This is a genomic window from Arthrobacter sp. 10N43 (genome assembly GCF_056394525.1).
On the sequence record NZ_JBFTIA010000004.1, the window covers coordinates 22,555 to 44,199 of the forward strand.

21 protein-coding genes are annotated in these 21,645 nt (G+C 67.6%); 16 read left to right on the forward strand and 5 right to left on the reverse strand.

Annotation, left to right across the window (positions count from 1 at the left end; translation table 11 throughout):
• Window positions 1-65 precede the first annotated feature (65 nt).
• The gene (locus AC1DDO_RS08305; protein WP_476971741.1) at window positions 66-1,346 is read right to left on the reverse strand and encodes an amidohydrolase; all 1,281 of its coding nucleotides are present in this window, start codon (window positions 1,344-1,346) and stop codon (window positions 66-68) included.
• A gap of 111 nt (window positions 1,347-1,457) precedes the next feature.
• Window positions 1,458-2,687, reverse strand: a complete 1,230-nt coding sequence (locus AC1DDO_RS08310; protein ID WP_476971742.1) for an FAD-dependent oxidoreductase — start codon at window positions 2,685-2,687, stop codon at window positions 1,458-1,460.
• Window positions 2,688-2,797: 110 nt separating this feature from the next.
• Between AC1DDO_RS08310 and AC1DDO_RS08315 the strand changes: the two genes are divergently transcribed.
• From AC1DDO_RS08315 to galU, 8 genes are all read left to right on the forward strand, one after another.
• On the forward strand, window positions 2,798-3,265 hold the full coding sequence (locus tag AC1DDO_RS08315; RefSeq protein WP_476866793.1) for a MarR family winged helix-turn-helix transcriptional regulator: 468 nt from the start codon (window positions 2,798-2,800) through the stop codon (window positions 3,263-3,265).
• Between the two features lie 104 nt (window positions 3,266-3,369).
• The gene (gene paaA / locus AC1DDO_RS08320) at window positions 3,370-4,401 is read left to right on the forward strand and encodes a 1,2-phenylacetyl-CoA epoxidase subunit PaaA (RefSeq protein WP_476866792.1); all 1,032 of its coding nucleotides are present in this window, start codon (window positions 3,370-3,372) and stop codon (window positions 4,399-4,401) included.
• Entirely contained in the window at window positions 4,398-4,757 is a 360-nt protein-coding gene (paaB, locus tag AC1DDO_RS08325) for a 1,2-phenylacetyl-CoA epoxidase subunit PaaB (protein WP_476866791.1), read from the forward strand. The genes paaA and paaB overlap by 4 nt, the downstream gene beginning before the upstream one ends.
• A complete protein-coding gene (gene paaC / locus AC1DDO_RS08330; RefSeq protein ID WP_476866790.1) occupies window positions 4,754-5,701 on the forward strand; it encodes a 1,2-phenylacetyl-CoA epoxidase subunit PaaC in 948 nt (315 codons plus the stop codon). Before paaB ends, paaC begins: the two co-directional genes overlap by 4 nt.
• Before the next feature lie 11 nt (window positions 5,702-5,712).
• Window positions 5,713-6,285: a 1,2-phenylacetyl-CoA epoxidase subunit PaaD gene (paaD, locus tag AC1DDO_RS08335; RefSeq protein ID WP_476866823.1), complete on the forward strand. Its 573-nt coding sequence runs from the start codon at window positions 5,713-5,715 to the stop codon at window positions 6,283-6,285.
• A gap of 15 nt (window positions 6,286-6,300) precedes the next feature.
• Complete coding sequence (gene paaE / locus AC1DDO_RS08340; RefSeq protein ID WP_476866789.1) at window positions 6,301-7,527, forward strand: 1,2-phenylacetyl-CoA epoxidase subunit PaaE; 1,227 nt, start codon at window positions 6,301-6,303, stop codon at window positions 7,525-7,527.
• Window positions 7,528-7,565: 38 nt separating this feature from the next.
• A complete protein-coding gene (locus AC1DDO_RS08345) occupies window positions 7,566-8,345 on the forward strand; it encodes an enoyl-CoA hydratase/isomerase family protein (RefSeq protein ID WP_476866788.1) in 780 nt (259 codons plus the stop codon).
• A gap of 97 nt (window positions 8,346-8,442) precedes the next feature.
• On the forward strand, window positions 8,443-9,333 hold the full coding sequence (gene galU / locus AC1DDO_RS08350) for a UTP--glucose-1-phosphate uridylyltransferase GalU (RefSeq protein ID WP_476866787.1): 891 nt from the start codon (window positions 8,443-8,445) through the stop codon (window positions 9,331-9,333).
• Here the strand turns inward: galU and AC1DDO_RS08355 are convergent.
• Window positions 9,330-9,794: an Lrp/AsnC family transcriptional regulator gene (locus tag AC1DDO_RS08355; RefSeq protein WP_476866786.1), complete on the reverse strand. Its 465-nt coding sequence runs from the start codon at window positions 9,792-9,794 to the stop codon at window positions 9,330-9,332. The two genes, galU and AC1DDO_RS08355, sit on opposite strands and share 4 nt — an antisense overlap.
• 159 nt (window positions 9,795-9,953) lie before the next feature.
• Here AC1DDO_RS08355 and pdhA point away from each other — a divergent pair, with 159 nt between their 5' ends.
• From pdhA to AC1DDO_RS08370, 3 genes are read left to right on the forward strand one after another with little or no spacing between them, the layout of a single operon-like run.
• The gene (gene pdhA / locus AC1DDO_RS08360) at window positions 9,954-11,201 is read left to right on the forward strand and encodes a pyruvate dehydrogenase (acetyl-transferring) E1 component subunit alpha (RefSeq protein WP_476866785.1); all 1,248 of its coding nucleotides are present in this window, start codon (window positions 9,954-9,956) and stop codon (window positions 11,199-11,201) included.
• The gene (locus tag AC1DDO_RS08365) at window positions 11,198-12,310 is read left to right on the forward strand and encodes an alpha-ketoacid dehydrogenase subunit beta (protein WP_277526417.1); all 1,113 of its coding nucleotides are present in this window, start codon (window positions 11,198-11,200) and stop codon (window positions 12,308-12,310) included. Before pdhA ends, AC1DDO_RS08365 begins: the two co-directional genes overlap by 4 nt.
• Before the next feature lie 2 nt (window positions 12,311-12,312).
• Window positions 12,313-13,926 carry a dihydrolipoamide acetyltransferase family protein gene (locus AC1DDO_RS08370; RefSeq protein ID WP_476866784.1) on the forward strand — a complete coding sequence of 538 codons (1,614 nt, stop codon included), beginning with the start codon at window positions 12,313-12,315 and terminating at the stop codon, window positions 13,924-13,926.
• Window positions 13,927-13,973: 47 nt separating this feature from the next.
• Here the strand turns inward: AC1DDO_RS08370 and AC1DDO_RS08375 are convergent, their stop codons facing one another.
• A complete protein-coding gene (locus AC1DDO_RS08375; RefSeq protein WP_476866783.1) occupies window positions 13,974-14,651 on the reverse strand; it encodes a TMEM175 family protein in 678 nt (225 codons plus the stop codon).
• 231 nt (window positions 14,652-14,882) lie between these two features.
• Here AC1DDO_RS08375 and AC1DDO_RS08380 point away from each other — a divergent pair, with 231 nt between their 5' ends.
• The 4 genes from AC1DDO_RS08380 to AC1DDO_RS08395 all read left to right on the forward strand — a co-directional run bounded on the left by AC1DDO_RS08380 (window position 14,883) and on the right by AC1DDO_RS08395 (window position 19,145).
• Window positions 14,883-15,698, forward strand: coding sequence for an MBL fold metallo-hydrolase (locus tag AC1DDO_RS08380; RefSeq protein WP_476971743.1), 816 nt, complete (start codon window positions 14,883-14,885; stop codon window positions 15,696-15,698).
• 117 nt (window positions 15,699-15,815) lie between these two features.
• Entirely contained in the window at window positions 15,816-17,105 is a 1,290-nt protein-coding gene (locus AC1DDO_RS08385) for a MinD/ParA family ATP-binding protein (protein WP_476866781.1), read from the forward strand.
• Window positions 17,106-17,154: 49 nt separating this feature from the next.
• Complete coding sequence (locus tag AC1DDO_RS08390; protein WP_476866780.1) at window positions 17,155-17,892, forward strand: GAF and ANTAR domain-containing protein; 738 nt, start codon at window positions 17,155-17,157, stop codon at window positions 17,890-17,892.
• A gap of 38 nt (window positions 17,893-17,930) precedes the next feature.
• Window positions 17,931-19,145 (forward strand): MFS transporter, encoded by a 1,215-nt coding sequence (locus tag AC1DDO_RS08395; protein ID WP_476971744.1) that lies wholly within the window; start codon window positions 17,931-17,933, stop codon window positions 19,143-19,145.
• Here AC1DDO_RS08395 and AC1DDO_RS08400 read toward each other — a convergent pair.
• The gene (locus AC1DDO_RS08400) at window positions 19,139-20,161 is read right to left on the reverse strand and encodes a phosphatase PAP2 family protein (protein ID WP_476971745.1); all 1,023 of its coding nucleotides are present in this window, start codon (window positions 20,159-20,161) and stop codon (window positions 19,139-19,141) included. The two genes, AC1DDO_RS08395 and AC1DDO_RS08400, sit on opposite strands and share 7 nt — an antisense overlap.
• A gap of 376 nt (window positions 20,162-20,537) precedes the next feature.
• Here AC1DDO_RS08400 and AC1DDO_RS08405 point away from each other — a divergent pair, with 376 nt between their 5' ends.
• On the forward strand, window positions 20,538-21,602 hold the full coding sequence (locus AC1DDO_RS08405) for an o-succinylbenzoate synthase (RefSeq protein WP_476971746.1): 1,065 nt from the start codon (window positions 20,538-20,540) through the stop codon (window positions 21,600-21,602).
• Window positions 21,603-21,645 lie beyond the last annotated feature (43 nt).

Below are 21,645 nucleotides of genomic sequence, written 5' to 3' on the forward strand. Positions count from 1 at the left end.
CTCCTATACCTAGAGCTGAAGGGTATCAGGCCTAGCAGCTCTAGGTATAGGAGGCGCGGCAATCTTCAGGACGTGGTGTCCTGCGGCGAATTGTCGGGGCGCAGCCAGGCGAGGGCTGCGGCGACGAGGGCTTCGGTTCCGGTCTGGAGGGTGGGCTGGAGGACGGGCAGGAACATCGGCGAGTGGTTCGCCGGAATGTCCTCCTGCACGCGGCCGGCCCGTACGGCGGCGCGGTAGGTTTCCGGGTCCGTTCCGCCGATGCCCCAGTAGGTGTAGGGAATGTTGCCGGCCCGCGGAATATCGCTGAAGTCCTCGCTGGCGGTCTGGAGCTCCAGGCTGCCGGCACGGTCGCCGAAATAGGCGCTGAACGCCCCGGCGACGCGCGTTGTTGCCGCGTCGTCGTTGACGGTGAGCGGGAAACTGTCGAAGATCTCGAATTCCGGTTCCTTGGGGGAGCCGCTGGCGGCGCACTCGGCCTGGACAATGCGCCGGACAGAGTCGAGAATCCGCTGCCTTGTGGCCTCGGTGTAGGTGCGCAGGTTCAGTTCCATCACTGCCGCATCGGGGATGATGTTGCTTTTGGTTCCGGCGTGAAGACTTCCCACGGTGAGGACGGCGGGCTCCGTAGGCGGGACTTCGCGGGAAATGATGGTCTGCAGTCGAACGACGATCACGGCGGCCAGGACCACTGGGTCCACCGTGTTCTGCGGCGTCGAGCCGTGGCCGCCGCGGCCGTGGACCGTGATGCGGATGCTGTCGGCGCTGGACAGGACCGGGCCGCTCCGGGTGGCGACGTGGCCCGCGGCGCCGGGCAGCACGTGCTGGGCGAGGGCGACGTCGGGCGCGGGGATGCGGTCAAGGAGGGCGTCGGCGAGCATGCCGCGGGCTCCGTCGCCGGTCTCCTCCGCCGGCTGGAACAGGGCCACGAGCGTGCCGCGCCACCGGTCCCGATGATCGGCGAGCAGCCGGGCGGCGCCCAGCAGGCATGCGACGTGAATGTCGTGTCCGCAGGCATGCATGACCGGCACGCGGTCCCCGCCCTGGTCCTCGGCTGTGACGGTGCTGGCGTAGTCGGCGCCGGTCCGTTCCCGCAGGGGCAGCGCGTCCATGTCCGCACGAAGCAGGACCGTTGGCCCGTCGCCGTTCTGCAGCACCGCCGCGACTCCCGTTCCTCCGATCCCGGGCTGCATCTGGAAGCCGTAGGAACTAATGCTGCGCGCCACCTTGGCGGCAGTGCGGTGTTCCTGGTGGGAGAGCTCGGGGTTTTGGTGAAGGTCCCTGTAGAAGTCCTCCTGTTCCGTGCGGATTGACTCGTAGTGCTGCAGTATCTGTGCGGTCGCGTCCACGGGGTCCACTTTCATCCGGCTCGAACGTCCTGCCCTGGCTCCTGCCCCAACCTACGCCGGGACGGGGCGGCCCGCCAGGAATTTCCCGGCCGCCTGTCGGGCCCTGCCGGATCACTTGGACTGTGCGACTGCTTCGCCGTGCGAGGGGCCCCATGCAATGTGGTGGCCGTAGACCCAGTCGAAGCTGTCGGCCGAGCCGCGCGAGAGCGAGCGGAAGACAATTCTGAGCGCCACGTCCTGGAAGACCCTCTGGAACTGGCCCCTGATCTTCGGTGCCGCATTCCGGCGCCCCCATTCGACTACCGCCTCGGCCCTGCCGCGGCGCTCCGCCTCGTAGCGGGCCAGGGCCGGGGCAATGTCGTCTTCCGCCGTGGCGCCCAGGAGGCCGCGGCCCAGCGTGACGGCATCCTCGATTGCCATGGAGGCGCCCTGGCCCGACGACGGCGATGCCGCGTGGGCGGCATCGCCCACCAGGACCATGCGGTCCCGGTGCCAGCGCGGAATGGTGGGAAAGTCATAGGTCATATACGGCGCGATGATGTCCTCCGTGGCTTCAATAATCTGCGCCATCGGCGTGCGGTCCCCGGCCGCAAGGCCCATCAGCCATGCCTTCAGTGCCGGAGCATTCAGCTCGGCAGGACTGCCGGAGGAGCGCTGCAGCGGGTTGGCGAACCACCAGATCCTGCCGTCCGGGTCCGGCATGTAGCAGTAGAAGCAGCGCTTGCCGAAGACCATCTTCATCCGGCCCGGCTGAACGTCCAGCGTTGGACCGAGGCCGGCGGGCACGATTCCGCCGGTATTGAGCAGGGGAATGCTCCTGGGCTGCGGGGAGGAAGGCTCAATGAGCGGCCGGACAGCGGAACGCAGTCCGTCGGCGCCGACCAGGAGGTGGCCGGAAGTGGAGGTGCCGTTCTCGAAACGGGCGCTCACGTCGTCGGGCCGTTCCTCAACCGACTGCAGGCGCCTGCCGTACTCGATCCGGGCGCCCCGCTCCAGCGCCTCGTTGCGGAGCAGGGTGTAGAGCTCCGCGCGGGTCATGGTGCGGGCGGTGGTTCCATCTGCCAGCGTGCCGCCGTAGTCGAAGTCAATGAGGTGCCTGCCGGAGCTGCCGAGATACATCGCCATACCGGGCGTGCTGAAGCCCAGGCGGCGGGCCGCGTCCTTGAGCCCGAGTGTGTCCAGGGCGTCGAAACCGTTGACGGCGAGCGTAAGGAATCCGCCCACGCCGTCGGACGGTTCGGGGTAGGCCTCGTAGACCGTGGCTGCATGTCCTGCTTTCTGCAGGGCCAGGGCGGTGGCGAGCCCGGAGATGCCGGAGCCGATGACCAGGCAATTCAACATGGCGATCCCTCTCAGGAAATTTATTTCGTTCGGATGAAAGAAATATAATTCCTTGAACACCGACGGTCAATCCCTTCGGTCAGGCGAAATAGTTTTGCTAGCCTCGGGGCATGGAAAGTGAGCAGCGAGAAGCCCTGTTGGCCGCGGTGTACGAGTCGGGCCGGGAGTTGTCGACGGCGGCTGTCATGTTCCACACCGTGCTGTCCGAACTGCGCGGACTTTCCGCCACGGAAAGCAAGGCGATCGACATCCTTATGCGGTTCGGCCCCATGACAGCCGGTGAGTTCGGTGAGCATTCCGGGCTCGCGCCGGCATCAGTGACCGGCCTGATGCAGCGGCTGGAGAGCAAGGGCATCGCGCGCCGGGTCCGGCACGGGGCGGACAAGCGCAAGGTCCTGATCGAGCTCGTGGGTGACCAGGCGGCCGCGGCGGCACCGTACTTTGTGGACTTCATGGGCGCACTGGCGGCGCTCCTCGAGGGGTACAGCGACGATCAGCTGCGCACGATCGCCGACTTTTCCACCCGGGCCGCCCGGATCCAGCAGGAGGCCGCCGGCCGGCTGGCCACATCACCCTAGGCGGGGACGGTGGTCTTGGAACCGTCCTTGACGCATCTCGGGCCTTCCGCATATCCTGAACGAACGGTCGGTAATTATTTATCGGAAATTCACTAGGAGCAACCATGGCATCGCAGACCCTGCAGTCAGTGCCCGCCGAGCCATCGCCGGAACGGCACGAACCGAGCCCCGAGAACGCGGCCCGGCGCGACGCCGAGGGCCAGGCCTACTTCGACAAGGTCATGGCCGAAGATTCCCGGATCGAGCCGCGGGACTGGATGCCCCCGGCCTACCGCAAAACGCTCCTCCGCCAGATCTCCCAGCACGCCCACTCGGAGATCATCGGCATGCAGCCGGAGGCCAACTGGATCTCCCGCGCCCCGAGCCTGAAGCGCAAGGCCATCCTCATGGCCAAGGTCCAGGACGAGGCAGGCCACGGCCTCTACCTCTACTCCGCGGCCGAGACCCTCGGCCAGCCGCGTGATGCGATGATGCAGGACCTGATGGACGGCAAGGCCAAGTACTCCTCCATCTTCAACTATCCGGCCCGCACCTGGGCGGACATGGGAGCCATCGGCTGGATGGTCGACGGCGCCGCGATCGCCAACCAGGTGCCGCTGTGCCGCGCATCCTTCGGCCCCTACGGCCGGGCCATGGTGCGGGTCTGCAAGGAAGAGTCCTTCCACCAGCGCCAGGGCTTTGAGATCCTGCTGGAACTCTCCCACGGCACCCCCGAGCAGAAGCAGATGGCGCAGGAGGCAGTGGACCGATGGTACGCCCCGGCCCTGATGATGTTCGGCCCCCCGGATGACGATTCGCCCAACTCCAAGCAGTCCATGGCCTGGAACATCAAGCGGTTCAGCAATGACGAGCTGCGCAACCGGTTCGTCGGCATGATGATGGAGCAGGTCAAGGTCCTCGGGCTGACGCTGCCGGACAAGGACATCCGGTTCAACGAGGACACCAAGAAATGGGAGCACGGGCCGCTGGACTGGGCCGAATTCCACGAAGTCCTGGCCGGCCGCGGCCCCTGCAACGCCCAGCGCCTTGAACGGCGCCGCGAGGCACACCAGAACGGCGCCTGGGTGCGCGAAGCCGCAGCGGCTTATGCCGAAAAACAGAGCCGCAAGCAAGCAGAAAAGGTATCCGCAGCATGATCCCCAACGACTCCCCAACCTCGCAAGCTCGGCCGGGGACCCCTGTCGCCGTGGCCCCCACCGAAACCCACGCAGGCAACGTCTGGCCGATCTGGGAAGTATTCGTCCGCTCCAGCCGCGGGCTGTCCCACGTCCACGCGGGATCCCTGCACGCACCGGACGCGGCCATGGCACTGCGCAACGCCCGCGATCTGTACACCCGCCGGAACGAAGGCGTTTCCATCTGGGTGGTCCCGGCCGACGCCATAGCCTCCAGCGACCCCGATTCCAAAGGTTCCTTCTTTGAATCCCCGCAGGGCAAGGACTACCGCCACGCCACGTACTACACCAAGAGCGAGGGCGTGAAGCACCTGTGAGCACGACACCTGAAAGTGCGGCCCCCGCAGAACCAGTAACAGACGGCCACGGCGAGATCTCCGTCGGTGTATCCGGTGCCGGCGCCAGCGGCGATGGCACCGCCAGCGCCACGCGCATCACCCCCGGCAACGCCCTGCGCCCCGAAGACATCGCGCTGTCCGTCAGTCGCGGCACCGCAAAGCCGAGCGAGGACGCCGCGGAGTTCGCCCTGCGCCTGGGCGACGACGCCCTGGTCCTGGCCCAGCGCCTGGGCCACTGGATTTCCCGCGCGCCCGAACTCGAAGAGGACGTCGCCCTGGGCAACATCGCCCTGGATGAGCTCGGCCACGCCCGGTCCTTCCTCAGCTACGCCGGCGGCGCTCTCGGAGAGAACGGCACAGCCCGAAGCGAAGATGACCTCGCCTACTTCCGCCGCGAGCACGAGTTCCGCTCGGCGGCCATCTTCGAACAGCCGAACGGAGACTTCGCCGTCACGATCGCGCGGCAGTTCGTGGTCAGCTACTACCAGTTCGAGCTCTACCGCCGGCTGGCGTCCTCCACCGACGCCACCCTGGCCGGCATCGCCGCCAAAGCGGTCAAGGAAGTGGACTACCACCGGGACCACAGCGCCCAGTGGGTCCTGCGCCTGGCCCTCGGCACCGACGAATCGCGCCAGCGCATGATCCATGCGTTCAAAGTCATCTGGCCCTACGTGGACGAACTGTTCCGCGACGACGAGCTCACCGGACGCCTCAGCGAAGCCGGCGCCGCGCCGCAGCCGTCCAGCCTGCGAGAGGACTTCGACAGGCTCACCGGCGAGATCCTGGCCGAAGCGGAGCTCGAGGTCCCCAACGTGCAGCCCTCACCGGGCGGAGGCCGCCGCGGCCTGCACTCCGAACACCTCGGCTACCTCCTCGCCGAAATGCAGGTGCTCGCCCGCGAGTACCCCGGAGCCAGCTGGTAGGCATCATGGAAATGTTCGTCTCGGACCCGGAAACCGCGGAGCGCCGCAACGCCGCCCAGGGCAACACCGCCCAACAGAAAGCCTGGGCGGTGGCGGCCACAGTCTGCGACCCCGAAATCCCGGTCCTCACCATTGCGGATCTCGGCATCCTGCGCGACGTCCAGGTTTCGAAGGAACCAAGCACCGACGACGACGGCATGGTCCCCGCGGTCCAGGTCACCATCACCCCGACCTACTCCGGCTGCCCCGCCATGGACGCCATCCGGGATGACCTCACCACGGCTTTCCACCGTGCGGGGTATCCGAGCGTCCGGGTCGACCTTGTGCTCTCCCCGGCCTGGACCACGGACTGGATGAGCGAGGCCGGCAAGGCCAAGCTCGAGCAGTACGGGATCGCCCCGCCGTCTGGCAACTCGGCTGCCACCCGGCACGCCGGGCCCGTCCGGCTCTCGCTCGCCGTCAAATGCCCCCAGTGCTCATCGCTGAACACCAAAGAACTCACCCGCTTCGGTTCCACCTCCTGCAAGGCCCTCTACGTCTGCCAGGACTGCAAAGAACCGTTCGACTACTTCAAAGTTTTGTAAGGAACAGGTGCCTCCATGAAGGTTGTCCGCCAGACCGCCGCGGAGTCGGCCACAGCCACCGGCCGCCGTCGTGCGTCCTTCCACACCCTGAGCGTGGACGAGGTCCGCCGGCTCACCGACGACGCCATCGAAGTGACGTTCGGGGTCCCGGCCGAACTCGCCGGCCAGTTCGACTACCTGCCGGGCCAGTACGTCGCGCTGCGCACCACCCTGCCCGACGCCGACGGCCAGCCGCACGAGATCCGCCGCAGCTACTCGATCTGCGCCGAACCGCGCAGCTTCGCGGACGGCTCCAGCGAAATCCGCGTGGCCATCAAGAAGGACCTCGGCGGACTGTTCTCCACGTGGGCCAACGCCGACCTGAAGGCCGGCGACGCCCTGGACGTCATGAGCCCCATGGGCGCTTTTGTCTCCAAGCACGGCCGCGACGGCAAAGCGGTGGAACAGAATGTCATGAACTCCATGAACCATCCGGAAGAGCTCGCGGGGGAGCCCGGCTCATTCGTGGCGATCGCCGCCGGCTCCGGCATCACCCCCGTGATCGCCATCGCCCGCACCCTGCTGGCGGCCCACCCGGAGACCCGCTTCGACCTCATCTACGCCAACAAGGCCGCCATGGACGTGATGTTCCTCGAGGAGCTCGCGGACCTGAAGGACAAGTACCCGGCCCGGCTGGCGCTGCACCACGTGCTCTCCCGCGAACAGCGGATCGCGCCGCTGCTCAGCGGCAGGATCGACGCCGAGAAGCTGCAGGCGCTGCTGGGCACCGCCATCCACGCGGACGACGTCGACGAATGGTTCCTCTGCGGCCCGTTCGAGCTCGTCCAGCTGTGCCGGGACACGCTCGCCGCCCGCGGCGTCGCCCCGGAGCATGTCCGCTTCGAGCTGTTCACCTCCGGCAAGCCGGACCGCCCCGAGGGCAACATCGGCCGGCCCGTGATCGAGGACGAGTCCAAGGAGACGTACAAGATCACGTTCAAGCTGGACGGCCTGCAGGGCGAAGTGTCCAGCCCCACCCACGCCCGTGAATCCATCCTCAACGCAGCCCTCCGGGTCCGTCCTGACGTCCCGTTCGCCTGCGCCGGCGGCGTCTGCGGCACGTGCCGGGCCAAGGTGGTCACCGGCAATGTCACCATGGACGAAAACTACGCCCTGGAACAGGACGAACTGGACAAGGGCTACGTCCTGACCTGCCAGTCCCACCCCACCACCCCGGAAGTCACGGTCGACTTCGACGTCTAGGTTATTTCGACGCCCGCCTTTCGAATCCAAGGAGTCCCATGATTTCCCTGTCCATCGCCGACGGCGTCGCCGAGGTAGTGCTCGACGCCCCGCACAAGCTGAACTCACTCGACGAGCACGCGCTGGCGGATTTGTCCCGGGCGTACGACGACGCCGCTGACGCCGCCGCCCGCGGCGAGGTCCGGGCACTGCTGCTCCGCGGCGAGGGGCGCGCCTTCTGCGCCGGCCGCGACATTGCCGGCGTGACCCCGGAGAGCGACGACGCGCAGGCCTACCTGGGTGGCCTCGTCCAGCCGCTGCTCAAGAAGATGAGCGCCTTTCCGGCGCCCACGTTCGCGGCGGCCCAGGGCGCCTGCCTCGGCGTGGGGCTGGGCCTGCTGCTGGCCACGGATGTGGTCTACGTGGCGGAGAACGCCAAGTTCGGCTCCCCGTTCGCCAAGCTCGGCGCGACCCTCGATTCCGGCGGGCACTGGTACTTTACCGAGCGCCTCGGCATGCACCGGACCCTGGACCTGGTCTACACCGCGGAGCTCATGAGCGGCGCCGACGCCGTGGCGCAGGGCCTGTTCAGCCGCGCGATGCCGGCGGCGGAACTGCTCGAGGCCACCCGGTCGATCGTCGCCAACGTTGCCACCGGCGCCACGGGTGCGTTCCGGGCCAGCAAGGAACTCGTTGCACACATCCGGGACCAGCGGCTGGGGCTGTGGGAGGCGATGGCTGAGGAGAACGCCGAGCAGGCACGGCTGTGCAAAAGCGATGACTACGCCGAGGGTTTCCGCGCCTTCCAGGAAAAGCGCAGCCCGGTTTTCAAGGGCTGAGGGGCGATCCCGCGGGGGTCCGCGGCGCGTAATACCCGTGTACTCGTCTTTGCCTCGCGCCATTCTCATTTCCGGAACCCGCTTGTAAAGTTCGGTTATGAGTCTGGGGAGATCTGTAACTAAAGCTGTCATACCCGCCGCCGGACTGGGAACGCGCTTCCTGCCCGCCACCAAGGCAATGCCGAAGGAAATGCTGCCGGTGGTCGACCAGCCGGCCATCCAATACGTTGTGGAAGAAGCCGTGCGGGCAGGGCTGACCGATCTGTTGATGATTACCGGGCGGCAGAAGCGCGCGCTGGAGGACCACTTCGACCGCGAACCCGCGCTCGAAAGCGCCCTCGAACGCAAGGGCGATGTTGACCGGCTGGAGGCAGTACGCCACGCCTCCAGCCTGGGCCCGCTGCACTACGTGCGCCAGGGCGACCCCAAAGGTCTCGGCCATGCGGTCCTGTGCGCCCGCCAGCACGTCGGCTACGAACCCTTCGCCGTCCTGCTGGGCGACGACCTGATCGACGAGCGGGATGAACTGCTGATCGACATGATGGACGTCCAGGCCCGGACCGGCGGCTCCGTCGTGGCCCTGATCGAGGTGGATCCGGCGGAAATCAGTGCCTACGGCTGCGCCGACATTTCGGCGATACCGGGCGAGGACCACGTGCGGGTCAACCGGCTCGTGGAGAAACCCGACGTCGCCGATGCCCCGTCCAACCTGGCCGTGATCGGCCGGTACGTCCTCCACCCGGAGATTTTCGACGTCCTGGAGGACACCCCGCCCGGCCGCGGCGGGGAAATCCAGCTCACCGACGCCCTGCAGACCCTTGCGGTGTCCGACTGCGAGGGCGGCGGTGTCTACGGCGTGGTTTTCCGGGGCCGCCGGTACGACACCGGGGACAAACTGAGCTACCTCAAGGCAGTCATCTCGATCGCCTCCGACCGGGTGGAATTCGGCGAAGAGCTGCGGGCCTGGATGAAAGAGTTCGTCAGCTAGCGCGTATCCACGTCTTCGAACACCAGGAACGTCTGGGTGTCCAGGACCCCGGGCATGGACTGCAGCTGGTCGAAGATCACCCGGCGCAGGTCGATGTTGTCCACGGCGCGCACCAGCAGGATGACATCGAAATCCCCGCCCACCAGCGCGATGTGGTGGACCTCCGGGATGGCGCGCAGGAGTTCGCGCAGCTCGCGCCAGGAATGCTGGCGCACCTTCAGCGTGACGTAGGCCGAGGACTTCAAGCCGGCTTTGATGGGATCCACCAGGGCCGTGAACTTGGTCAGGACCCCTTCGCTGGTGAGCCGGGCAATCCTGGTGTAGGCGTGGGCACGGGAAATATGGACGTTCTCGGCCACCTGCGTCACGGACATCCGGCCGTCCCGGGTCAGCTCCGAAATGATGTTCCGGTCCACATCGTCCAGCGGCACCGCCACCTGGCCCGGCTCACGCTCTGCCATTCGTCTACAACCCCCGCCGGTAATCCAGCTCACACTTACGATTTGTCTACAAGATTAGGGCAAATTTGTGGACTTCTCCACGATTCGCGGTTGAGGTGGATACGAAACATCGGCTGGCGGCATACTGGGAAAGACTAGTGGCTACAGAAGGACGGACCAATGACGATCTCCGCAGACCACGCTGCGCATCAGCCCGCGACAGCGGAGCCGGGGCAGGCGACACAGCCGGCCGCGCAGCAGGATCCAGCCAGCGAGGCCGTGAGCAAGTTCGGCATCACTGTTGAGGACTACATGCTCCCGGCCCGCCATCAGATCCAGATGGTCGGCCCGGACGGCACCCTGAATCCCCACACGGAGCAGGGCACCCAGCCCGGGCACGAATACAGCCTGCCTTCCGAGGCCGAACTGCTGGCCGCCTACGAGCAGCTCGTCGTCGGCCGCCGCGTCAACGACCAGAACTCCGCGCTGGTCCGTCAGGGCCGCATGGCCGTCTACCCCTCAAGCCACGGCCAGGAAGCCTGCCAGGTTGCCGCCGCGCTGTGCCTTGCCGAGGGCGACTGGCTGTTCCCCACCTACCGCGACTCCGTGGCCGTGATGGCCCGCGGCGTTGACCCCGTCCAGACCATGACGCTGTTCCGCGGCGACTGGCACGGCGGCTACGACCCCGCCAAGAACAAAGTCGGCATCCAGTGCACGCCGCTGACCACCCAGCTGCTGCACGGCGTCGGCGTTGCCCACGCCGCCAAGCTGCGCGGCGAGGACACCGTGGTCCTGGCCATGTGCGGCGACGGCGCCACGAGCGAAGGCGACTTCCACGAGGCCCTGAACTTCGCCGCCGTCTTCCACCTGCCCGTGGTCTTCTTCGTCCAGAACAACCAGTACGCGATCTCCGTGCCGCTAGCGCACCAGTCCGTCGCGCCGTCGCTGGCCCACAAAGCCGTGGGCTACGGCATGGCCGGCGAACGCGTGGACGGCAACGACGTCGTCGCCCTGCTCGCCGTCCTCGGCCGGGCCGTCAAGCTCGCCCGCGAAGGCTCCGGGCCGCTCCTGGTGGAGGCCCACACCTACCGGATGCAGGCGCACACCAACGCCGACGACGCCACCCGCTACCGGCAGGACAGCGAAGTCGCCGAATGGGTGGCCAAGGACCCCCTGAGCCGCATGAAGACCTACCTGACGGACCGCGGCCTGCTCGACGACGGCCGCGCCGCCACAATCGCCGAAAAGGCGGAGGCGGTTGCCACGCAGCTGCGCGAAGGCCTCGGCGAAGAGGTTCCGGTGGAGCCGCAGGACCTCTTCAGCTACGTCTTCTCCACCCCGACCCCGCAGCTGAAGGAACAGTCCGCCATGCTCGCCGACGAACTGGCCCGCGACGCCGCATCCACCGCAACGGAGGCCGGCAAATGAGCCCCACCATCACCACGTCCTCCGAGGCGAACGGCAACGTCAGCGCCGCGACCGCCCGCGCCGCCGCCAAGGCTGCTGCCACCGCGGAGCTGACCGGCCCGCAGACCATCACGCTGGCCAAGGCCCTCAACACCGCGATGGCCGACGCCATGCACGCGGACCCCTCAGTCCTGGTCTTCGGCGAGGACGTCGGCATGCTCGGCGGCGTATTCCGCATCACCGACGGGCTCACCAAGACCTTCGGCACAAGCCGCTGCTTCGACACCCCGCTGGCCGAATCCGGGATCGTCGGCATGGCCGTGGGCATGGCCATGAACGGCATGCGCCCGGTCATCGAAATGCAGTTCGACGCGTTCGCCTACCCGGCCTTCGAACAGATCGTCAGCCACGTCGCCAAGATGCACAACCGCACCAAGGGCGCCGTCAAGCTGCCCATGGTCATCCGGGTCCCGTACGCCGGCGGCATCGGCGGAGTGGAGCACCACTGCGACTCCTCCGAGGCCTACTACGCGCACACCGCCGGCCTGAAGGTCTTCACCCCCGCCACCGTGGCGGACGGCTACCGGATGCTCCGCGAAGCCATCGACTCCGATGACCCCGTCATGTTCATGGAGCCCAAGAAGCTGTACTGGTCCAAGGACCAGGTGGACCTGGACGCGCTGCGCGCCGAGCACGCCGCGAACACCGAGCGCGGCACGTCCTCCGAGGGCCGGGCCGCCGTCGCCCGCCCCGGCACCGACGCCACGCTGATCGCCTACGGGCCGTCCGTCCCGACGGCGCTCGCCGCCGCGGCCGCCGCCGCCGAGGAAGGCCGCTCGCTCGAAGTGATCGACGTCCGCTCGATCGTCCCTTTCGACGACGAAACCGTCTGCGCCTCGGTCCGCAAGACCGGCCGCGCCGTGGTCATCGCCGAGGCCCACGGCTTCGCGTCCGTGGCCTCTGAAATCGTCGCCCGGGTCCAGGAACGCTGCTTCCACCACCTCGCCGCACCGATCCGCCGCGTCACCGGCTTCGACGTGCCTTACCCGGCGCCGAAGCTTGAGCACTACTACCTGCCCGGCGTGGACCGCATCCTCGACGCCGTTGACGACCTCCAGTGGGAAGACTGACCATGAGCGAACCGAAAGTATTCCTCCTCCCGGACCTGGGCGAAGGCCTTACCGAAGCCGAACTCGTGAACTGGCTCGTGGCCGTGGGCGATGAGATCCGCGTTGACCAGCCGATCGCCGAAGTGGAGACCGCCAAGTCCATGGTGGAGGTGCCCTCCCCGTACGCCGGCACAGTGGCCGTGCTGCACGGCGAGCCGGGCCAGACGCTCGACGTCGGCAAGCCGCTGATCTCCGTGATGCCGGTTGGTGCTTCCTCGTCCGCCCCCGGTGGTGCCGGCACGGATGATGCCGCCCCCGCCCCTTCGCCGGACGGCATTGCTGCAAGCAGCATGCCGTCCGGCTCCGACAGGCCCGATGCCACTCCCGGGGCGGCATCATCCGCGCCGGCTGGTTTCGCTTCTGGCTCACCGGCATCGCCTGGTGTTGTTGCTGACACCCCGGCCGCTGCCGCGGCTGAGGCGTATCGCGAGGAGGAGAAGGCTGGGTCCGGGAATGTCTTGATTGGTTATGGGACTCCGGGCGGGCATGGGGTTGCCCGGCGGACTCGGGCTCCTAAGCGGGCCGCCGCCGCTTCTTCAGTCGCCGAGTCGGTTTCCGGGGTGTCGGCTGCCGAGAAGGCTGCCGATGACCTGGTGCTCATGCGGACCCGCGTGCCGGGGAAGTTGGGGGCCGTTATTTCTCCGCTGGTTCGCCGGATGGCGCGCGATCATGGGGTTGATTTGGGGGGACTCCAGGGGTCGGGGGCCAGCGGGCTCATCATGCGGCGGGATGTGGAGGCAGTGATCAAGCCGTCTCCGGTGGCGGAGCGGGCGGTGGCGGAGCCTGCCGCTCCTGCTCCTGTTCCTGCCGCTCCTGCCGCGGCGTCTGCTCCGTCTGCTACGGATGCGCGGACCGGGCTGGGTATCTCCGGGCGTACCGCCGTGCGGGGCGTGCGCAAGGCTGTGGCGGCGAACATGACGCGCAGCCGGTCCGAGATCCCGGAAGCAACCGTGTGGGTGGACGTGGACGCCACGGCGCTCGTGGAGATGCGTGCCGCGCTGAAGAAGGCCGACCCGCACAACACGCCGGGGCTGCTGGCTTTCATCGCACGGTTCGTCGTCGCGGGGCTGAAGAAGTACCCGGAGCTGAACACCAGGATCGTAACCACCGAGGACGTCGCCGGCGGCGCCATGCAGGAGATTGTGGCCTTCGACGGCGTCAACCTCGGGTTCGCCGCGCAGACCGACCGCGGACTGATGGTCCCGTCCGTGCGGAACGCGGACAAGCTCAGCGCCCGCGAACTGGACGCGGAGATCCGCCGCCTCACCGCCGTCGTGCGCGAGGGCAAAGCGACCCCGGCGGAACTGGGCAGCGGCACGTTCACGCTGAACAACTACGGCGTGTTCGGCGTGGACGGATCCGCCGCGATCATCAACCACCCCGAGGTCGGGATCCTCGGCGTCGGGCGCATCATCGACAAGCCCTGGGTGGTCAACGGCGAGCTCGCGGTCCGCAAGGTCACCGAACTGACCCTCACATTCGACCACCGGGTGTGCGACGGCGGCGCGGCCGGCGGTTTCCTGCGCTACGTGGCCGACGCGATCGAGAACCCGGGGTCGGTGCTCGCGGACATGTAAGGCGGGCGGGGACCGCACGGCCAGTTCTGTTAGTTCTGTGCGGTCCCCTAATTCTGTGCGGTCCCCGGCCTCCGCTCCGTATTTTTCTCCGCTTTTTTCGCAGTCTCCTTTTCTGCTTTCCGCGCCGTGGAGGCCGAAAGCCGCCCCGCCAGCCACGATGCCGGCAGGAGCAGCAGCCAGAAGAACGGCGTGTAGGAGTTGAGGGCGAATGCCGCCGGAATCGAGAGCAGGAAGACCAGCGCCACGGCCAGCCGCGCGTTGAAGATACGGCCGTGGACGTGGGTGGCCATCTCCCGGGCCATCAGTCCGGCATGCTTCGCATAGCCCCAGATGGCGGCCAGCATCAGGTAGACCGCACCAATGTTCGCGGCGTACAAAATGCTTGGCCACGGCGTGGGGTCGTCGCCGTAGTCGCTGAGGATCGAGGTCGGACCGGGCAGCATGGCGATGAAGAACAACAGGGCCAGATTCAGCCAGGCCAATTTCGCGTTGAAGCGGCGGATGAGGGCAAAGTCCGAGTGGTGGGACATCCAGGTCTTGGCGATGATGACGAAGGACAAGGCGTAAGCCAGCAACTGCGGCAGGGCCGCGACCAGGGCTTCGTCCACCTGATCTGCGGGGATGCCCTCGGGCAGTTTCAGGTCCAGGGCCAAAAGGGTCAGGGCGATGGCGAAGACGGCATCGCTGAAGAACACCATCCGCTCCAGGGAAGTGCCGGAATTCAACGGGAGCCACCCCCAATCGTTCGGTGGAGCCACTGGCTCAGCGATGGAAGTTGCCCACAGGCTACACCGCGGCGGGAGCCAAGACGAGGGCATCCCGGTACATCAACTGCCTGGACCGCACGGGCACGCTCCCCGGGAATTGCCAGCAGGCATGGGTAGAATCGAGGCCTGTACAAAGCACCAACTCCACCGCACTACAACGCCGGAAAGCGTCGGAAATACGGAGATTCAATGTCACGATGGCTCGAGGTCGGTCCGGACAACTACGTACTGACAACTCAAGGTTCCCTGCTCAACACAGGCCTGGTGGTCGGCACCGAGCGCGCCATGGTGATCGACACCGGCGGCGGCCCCCGGCAGGGCCGTGAGATCCTGGCCGCCGTGCGGGAAAAGACCGGGCTGCCGCTGGTGGTGGTCAACACGCACGCCCACTACGACCACTTCTTCGGCAATGCCGTCTTCGCCGACGACGGCGTCACCGAATTCTGGGCGCACGAGAACTGCGCAGCGGAAATCGAGGAGAACGGCGACGAGCAGCGCCGGCTCGTGGTCTCGGATGAGCCGGAAATGGCGGCAGGGCAGGGCACCGACGCTGAGGTGGTGGTACCGAATGCGATCGTGAAAGATCAGCCGGTACTGGTGGACCTTGGCGGGCAGAGCGTGACCTTGTTCTATCTGGGCCGCGGCCACACCGACGGCGACCTCCTGGTCGGCTCGGCCAGCACCCTCTACGCCGGTGACCTCGTGGAGCAGGGTTCACACCCATCGTTCGAGGACTCATTCCCGGAAGACTGGGCCGACGCCCTCCGCCACCTGTCCGCGCTGCGGCACCGCTACGAATTCCTGATTCCCGGCCACGGCGAACCGTGCTCGGACCAGTTCGTCAAGACCATGGCCAACACCATGACCACCGCGGTCCGGCAGGCTATCCAGGCCACCCGGGAAACCCCGGACGACGCGACGAAGGCCATCCCGATTTTGCCGTACGGTCCAGAGCAGTCGCGCTGGTTCATCAAGCGCCTGCAGGACACGCAGGCCAACCGCTAACCCAGGATTTTGGTGGCTGAGCGGCAGTGTGCCCGTCCCTGCCCCTAGACTTGTGCCTTGAACGATGTCAATCGAGCACTGCAGCGGTCTGCGCTGTGATCCCTGGGGGGAACAAACATGCCAGAACCGGTCGAGAACAAGACCGCCAACGCCCTCGCTGAAGCTGAAACAGCTGCAGAGCAGGGCCAACTCCCGCGCCGGAGAGACCGCCGCCGCGGTGATGACTCCGACGCCTGGACAGGAACCATGCCCATTATTTCCAGCAACCAGGCCGAACAACGCCCGACAGCACCCAGCAGTTCCTGGGCGGAGGCTGCCGCCGCCGCCGACGCGCCGCCCGCGCGGCCCCAGCCTGCAAAACCGTCCAAGGACCCTGCCATGAAGCCGCCTGCCCCCCAGGCCGCTCCCGCCGTGCCGGCCCAGCCCACCCGTTCCACACGCTCGGCCAGCAAGGCAGCCGCCCTGGCGGACGCCCCGGTGCCCGATTTCATCAGTTCCCCGGGTCTTTTTGTCCGCGAGCAGAAACCCCGGCCCGTCGGCGGTTTCCGCGGGGCCCTCTACAACCTGACCGGCGGCGGACTGAACCTGGGCCCGAGTGCCCGGCAGCGTGAAGAAGACGAGCTGGCACGGCGCATCTCCCGCCAGCTCCAGGGCAGCTACAACACGGCGGTCCTGAGCCTGAAGGGCGGCATCGGCAAGACCTCCACCACGGTCGGCGTCGGCCTGACCCTGGCCGAGTTCCGGGGCGATCCTCCCTGCGCGATCGACGCCAACCCCGATTCCGGGGACCTTGTGGAGCGTGCCCTCGGCGAGGGGATCTACCAGCAGCAAAGCCCGCGCACCATCACGGACCTGCTCAAGAACATCGAGTCCGTCGATTCCCTCACGGCGCTGGCCCGCTACATGCACCATGCCGGCCGGCTCCACCTCATTGCCGGTGAACAGGATCCCGAGGTATCGGATTCGCTGACGGCCGAGGCCTACCTGCGGATCCGCAAGCTCATCGCCGGCTACTACTCTGTGGCCCTGATCGATTGCGGCACGGGCGTGACGCACAACGCCATGAGCGGGATCCTGCAGTCGGCGGACAACCTGATTATCGCGGCCGGCTATGCCGTCAGCGGCGCTAAGCGGGCCCGCAGCACCCTGCACTGGCTGGCCAGCCACGGCTACGAAGACCTGGCCCGCAACGCCGTCGTGGTCATCACTGACAAGGACGAGGTGTCCACCCGGGTGGACAAGGACGCCATCGAGGAACACCTGTCCGGCATCTGCCGGCAGCTCATCGCCGTTCCTCACGACCGCGGAGTGGCCGACGGCGACCTCGTCACCCTGGACGTGCTGCGCCCCGATACACGGCGGGCCTACCGAGAGATCGCCGCGGCAATCGTCGACGGGTACAGCTGAGCCGTCCGGCCGGGCCGCCGCACCAGATTAGGGCGCGGTAGATTAAGGCATGGCCAACAACTTCATCGGGGATGACGCCGCACGCCACCTGCAGGACCTGCTTTTGGGGACCGACAACGTCGAGGACTTCCTGAACCGCCTCGCGGAATTCTCGGCCGCCACACTGAGCCACACCACCGGCGCCGAGGTTGAGTGCGGCGTCACGCTGCAGCGCCGCAAACGGACCATGACGGTCGCGGGCAGCAGCCCCCGGGCCGTGGTGCTGGACCGCATCGAACAAAGCCTCGGTGCTGGCCCCTGCATCGAGGCGCTGCGGACCAAAACCGTCATCCTGCTCGCGGATGTCGACGCCGACTCCCGCTGGCCCGACTACCAGCTCCAACTCGCAGCCAACGGCTGTCGCAGCACGCTCGGCGTCCCACTGGAAATCGGCGAGGACGCCGCCGCGGCACTGAACTTCTTCGGCGCGGACACCGGACTGTTCACCGAGGACATCATTGCGGAGGCGGCCGGATTCGCCGATCTCGCCGGTCGTGCCCTGCGGTTGGCCGTGCGGATCGCAACCGCCCAGTCCCGGGCGGAGGACATGCAGGCCGCCATGGAACGCCGGACCTCCATTGACCTCGCCTGCGGTGTGATCATGGCGCAGAACCGCTGCTCCCAGGACGAGGCCATGGCCATCCTGACCCGGGTGTCCAGCAACCGGAACCAGAAGCTCCGTGATGTGGCCGCTGACGTGCTGCGCAACCTCACCAGCGAAGAAGTCCGTACCCACTTCGACGCCTAGGCAAAGTTCGGCCGCGGAGGATGCCTAGGATGAACGGGATGACAACCACACGCCTCGCCCCCTTCAGCCTCCGCAGCATCGCCGTTCCCGCGTTCGGGCCGGCCCTCATGTTCAGCCTGGGTGAAGGTGCCATCCTCCCCGTGGTTGCCCTGTCCGCCCGCGACCTCGGGGCCTCCGTGGCCGGCGCTGCGTTGATTGTCACGCTGATCGGACTCGGATCCTGGTTCTTCAACTTGCCGGCGTCCCTGATCACGCTGAAGTTCGGTGAACGCTGGGCGATCGTAGGGGCCGCTGCCGCCAGCGCGTTAGCCCTCGCCGCCGCGGCCGTCGCCCCGCTGTTCTCCGGCGGCCTCTGGGTGCTGGCTGCGGCGATGGTGGTGGTGGGGATGGCCGCCAGCGTTTTCAGCCTCGCCCGGCAGAAATACCTGACCGAGGCCGTCCCGGTCATGGTCCGGGCCAGTGCACTGTCCACGCTCGGCGGCGTCAACAGGATCGGGATCTTCATCGGCCCGTTCATCGGCGCCGTCGTGATGCAATTTGCCGGCATCAGCGGAGCCTACTGGGCCGGCGTCGTGGCCATGGCCGCCGCCGCGGCGGTATCGGTCACCATCCCCGACCTTGAGGCGAAGCCGCTGCCGTCAAGCGACGTGGCGCAGCAGCAGCCCACCCTGCGCAGCATCGCGGTGTCCCACGCGGGGGTCTTCCTGAGTGTGGGCGCGGGGGTCCTGCTGCTGAGCGCGCTGCGGGCCTCCCGCCAGGCCGTCATCCCGCTGTGGGCCGATCACCTGGGCATGGACCCCACGCAGGCTTCCCTTATCTACGGCATTTCCGGGGCGATCGACATGCTGGTGTTCTACCCGGCAGGCAAGCTGATGGACCGCAAGGGCCGGCAGTGGGTGGCCGTGCCGTCCACGATCATCATGGGTACGGCCATGGTGCTGATCCCGCTCAGCACGGGCTTCGTCTCGCTCATGCTGGCGGCGCTCCTGATCGGCTTCGGCAACGGGATCAGTTCCGGCCTGAACATGACGCTCGGGGCCGACTTCTCGCCGGACAACGGACGTGGCCAGTTCCTGGGCATCTGGCGCTTCATGGCCGACGCCGGGTCAACCGGCGGGCCCGTGCTGCTGTCCGCCGTTACCGCCGTCGCCTCCCTGGGGGCCGGGGTTGCCGCGACCGGCGTGATCGGCTTCGCCGCCGCGGCAGTGTTCGCCGTGACGATTCCGCGCCTGAAGCACCGCCGGAACTACTGAACCCCAGAACTCTTGACGGGTCGGGCGGCCAGGCCGAACAACCACACGCCTGCGACGGTGGCGAGGTAGCCGGCAATAATGATCAGCGACGTTCCGGCCCAGAAATAACTGATGGTGCTGATCTGCCCGCCCGGGCCGATGCTCAGCAGGGCATAGGCGGCCACCGCGGCAGCTGCAAGGCCGGTGAGCACGGGAAGCGCCACCCACAGCCTGGCCGAGGCCCAGTGCGTGTTGTAGCCCTCCCAGACGTTCCAGCGGGGACCCCGGCGGATGATCAGCCAGCCGGCCGGGATCATGAAGGCTCCCACCACCAGGAAGGCTGCCACCACGTCGGCCGGCCGGTGCCACTGGTTGATCAGGGTCGAAACCCCCGTGGCGACGGCGAAGCTGCCGCCCAGGAACCCAGCCAGCGGCCGCCAGCGCGGCGAGACCATCAGGAACACGGCAGCCGCGGCGGAGGCCGCCATGGTGGTGTGGCCCGAAGGCAGCGAATTCAGTTCCAGCGTCTCCACACCCCGGTACGGCCGGACCGGGAGCAGGTCCTTCAGGATCTGCGTGGCCACATTGGCGCCCACGCAGGCCGCAATCGCAATCGCGGCCGCAGACCAGCGGCGCCGCAGGATGGTGACAAAGACCACCACGATCGAGGCGATCACCATGGAGAGCGCCGGCAGCCAGTCCAGCAGTTTGGTTGCGGCCTTGCCCGCGGTGCCGCTGAGCTCCACCGCCTCCACGAGGGCGGATTCGTCAATGAACTGCCCGGCGGTGGTCCGCACGAAGAACACATAAGTGGCGGCCAGTGCGGCGACGCAGAAAAGCGTGGCCAGCACGAACAGTGCGGCCGTTCTCTTGCCGGGGGACCGCCGCGCCTTCGGATCCGCCCGCGGATCCTGGACTTGGGATTCCGGGACCTGCATCTCCGGGACTTGGATCTCCTGGACCTGGGTCTTCGGAGTTGGGGTTTTCTGAATCTGGGCAGACGGGTCCCATAGGGTGCGTTCCTGCCGAAAAGTCATGCCATTAAGGGTCCCACAGAACCCTGCGCGCCAGCTGAAGGGCCGGTGCAGGGCCCGGCGCGGCGGGGAGTAGCGGCCGCCGAAAAAGCAGGTACCCACTACTCGTGCGGCTCCGGAAGGGAGTTCGTAGAGTCGGGTGTGCCGGCGTGGCTTGTCCCCGGCACTACGCTCCTTGAGCGGGGCCGGCGGAGACGAGTTTCCTGGAACAGGGACTCACCCCCAGTCGACGCCGGCCCAATCAAGGACCTTCGCCCCAGCTGACACTGCCTCCCTGTGCCACATCCCCATGCAGCTTCCCTGTGCAACATTCCCATGCAGCTCCCCATGCAACCTCCCCATGCAACATCCCGATTCGACACCCCAGTACAGTGGCACCATGCCCGCCCTCCCCACGCACCCCCCGGCACCCCTCGACACACCCCTGCCCGGCCTGGATGAGCTCCTGGCCGGCGCCTATGTTGTGAGCCTGCCGATGCGCGTGAAGTTCCGCGGCATCCTGCAGCGCGAGGCCCTGCTGCTCCGCGGACCGCTGGGCTGGGGAGAATTCGCCCCCTTCCCCGAGTACGGCGACGCCGAGGCCTCCCGCTGGCTGGGTGCCGCTGTCGAAGCTGGCTGGTCCGGGTTCCCGGCGCCGCTGCGGGACAGCATCCCCGTCAACGCCACAGTCCCTGCCGTGCCGTCGCACCAGGTGCCCGAAGTCCTGGCCCGTTTCGGCCGGGTAGATGCGGTCAAGATCAAGGTTGCCGAACGCGGCCAGACCCTGGACGAGGACGCCGCCCGGGTTGCCGCCGTCAGGGAGGCGCTGCCGGACGCCGCCATCCGGGTGGACGCGAACGGCGGCTGGGACGTGCCGGGCGCCGTCGCGGCACTCACACGGCTCGCCGCCGTCGGGCTCGAATATGCCGAACAGCCCGTGCCGGAGATCGCTGGCCTCGCCGAGGTTCGGCGGCAGCTCCGAGCTGCCGGAGTTCCCGTACTGATTGCCGCGGACGAGAGCGTGCGCAAAGAAGATGACCCCCTCAAAGTGGCGCGCGCCGGCGCCGCGGACCTGATCGTGGTCAAGGTCGCCCCGCTCGGGGGAGTACGGCGTGCCCTGGAGATCGTGGCGCGGGCCGGGCTGCCCGCCGTCGTGAGTTCGGCGCTGGACACCTCGGTGGGGATCCGCGCGGGGCTGGCCCTCGCCGCCGCCCTGCCCAAGCTGCCGTACGCCTGCGGCCTCGGCACAGTGTCCCTTCTCGCCGCCGATGTCACGGAAGATTCCCTGGTTCCCGACGACGGCGTGATCGCCCTCCGCGACGTCCGCCCGGCGCCGGAACTGCTGGCCGCACACGCAGCATCCCCGGACCGCCGGGACTGGTGGCTGGACCGGCTGCGGCGGGTGCATGCCGTGCTGGAGCTGAGCCGTTCATCGGATCTTCACCCGGGGGACGGGTCCGCGTAGTCCGCGGCTGGAAGGGTGGGCGCGACCGCAACTCACCCCATGG

Excerpts from the sequence above, each read along its gene's own strand:
- AC1DDO_RS08310 (WP_476971742.1), bottom strand. The coding sequence starts at position 2,687 with ATGTTGAATTGCCTGGTCATCGGCTCCGGCATCTCCGGGCTCGCCACC.
- AC1DDO_RS08315 (WP_476866793.1), top strand. The coding sequence starts at position 2,798 with ATGGAAAGTGAGCAGCGAGAAGCCCTGTTGGCCGCGGTGTACGAGTCG.
- paaA (WP_476866792.1), top strand. The coding sequence starts at position 3,370 with ATGGCATCGCAGACCCTGCAGTCAGTGCCCGCCGAGCCATCGCCGGAA.
- paaB (WP_476866791.1), top strand. The coding sequence starts at position 4,398 with ATGATCCCCAACGACTCCCCAACCTCGCAAGCTCGGCCGGGGACCCCT.
- paaD (WP_476866823.1), top strand. The coding sequence starts at position 5,713 with ATGTTCGTCTCGGACCCGGAAACCGCGGAGCGCCGCAACGCCGCCCAG.
- paaE (WP_476866789.1), top strand. The coding sequence starts at position 6,301 with ATGAAGGTTGTCCGCCAGACCGCCGCGGAGTCGGCCACAGCCACCGGC.
- AC1DDO_RS08345 (WP_476866788.1), top strand. The coding sequence starts at position 7,566 with ATGATTTCCCTGTCCATCGCCGACGGCGTCGCCGAGGTAGTGCTCGAC.
- galU (WP_476866787.1), top strand. The coding sequence starts at position 8,443 with ATGAGTCTGGGGAGATCTGTAACTAAAGCTGTCATACCCGCCGCCGGA.
- AC1DDO_RS08355 (WP_476866786.1), bottom strand. The coding sequence starts at position 9,794 with ATGGCAGAGCGTGAGCCGGGCCAGGTGGCGGTGCCGCTGGACGATGTG.
- pdhA (WP_476866785.1), top strand. The coding sequence starts at position 9,954 with ATGACGATCTCCGCAGACCACGCTGCGCATCAGCCCGCGACAGCGGAG.
- AC1DDO_RS08365 (WP_277526417.1), top strand. The coding sequence starts at position 11,198 with ATGAGCCCCACCATCACCACGTCCTCCGAGGCGAACGGCAACGTCAGC.
- AC1DDO_RS08370 (WP_476866784.1), top strand. The coding sequence starts at position 12,313 with ATGAGCGAACCGAAAGTATTCCTCCTCCCGGACCTGGGCGAAGGCCTT.
- AC1DDO_RS08380 (WP_476971743.1), top strand. The coding sequence starts at position 14,883 with ATGTCACGATGGCTCGAGGTCGGTCCGGACAACTACGTACTGACAACT.
- AC1DDO_RS08385 (WP_476866781.1), top strand. The coding sequence starts at position 15,816 with ATGCCAGAACCGGTCGAGAACAAGACCGCCAACGCCCTCGCTGAAGCT.
- AC1DDO_RS08390 (WP_476866780.1), top strand. The coding sequence starts at position 17,155 with ATGGCCAACAACTTCATCGGGGATGACGCCGCACGCCACCTGCAGGAC.
- AC1DDO_RS08395 (WP_476971744.1), top strand. The coding sequence starts at position 17,931 with ATGACAACCACACGCCTCGCCCCCTTCAGCCTCCGCAGCATCGCCGTT.
- AC1DDO_RS08400 (WP_476971745.1), bottom strand. The coding sequence starts at position 20,161 with ATGACTTTTCGGCAGGAACGCACCCTATGGGACCCGTCTGCCCAGATT.
- AC1DDO_RS08405 (WP_476971746.1), top strand. The coding sequence starts at position 20,538 with ATGCCCGCCCTCCCCACGCACCCCCCGGCACCCCTCGACACACCCCTG.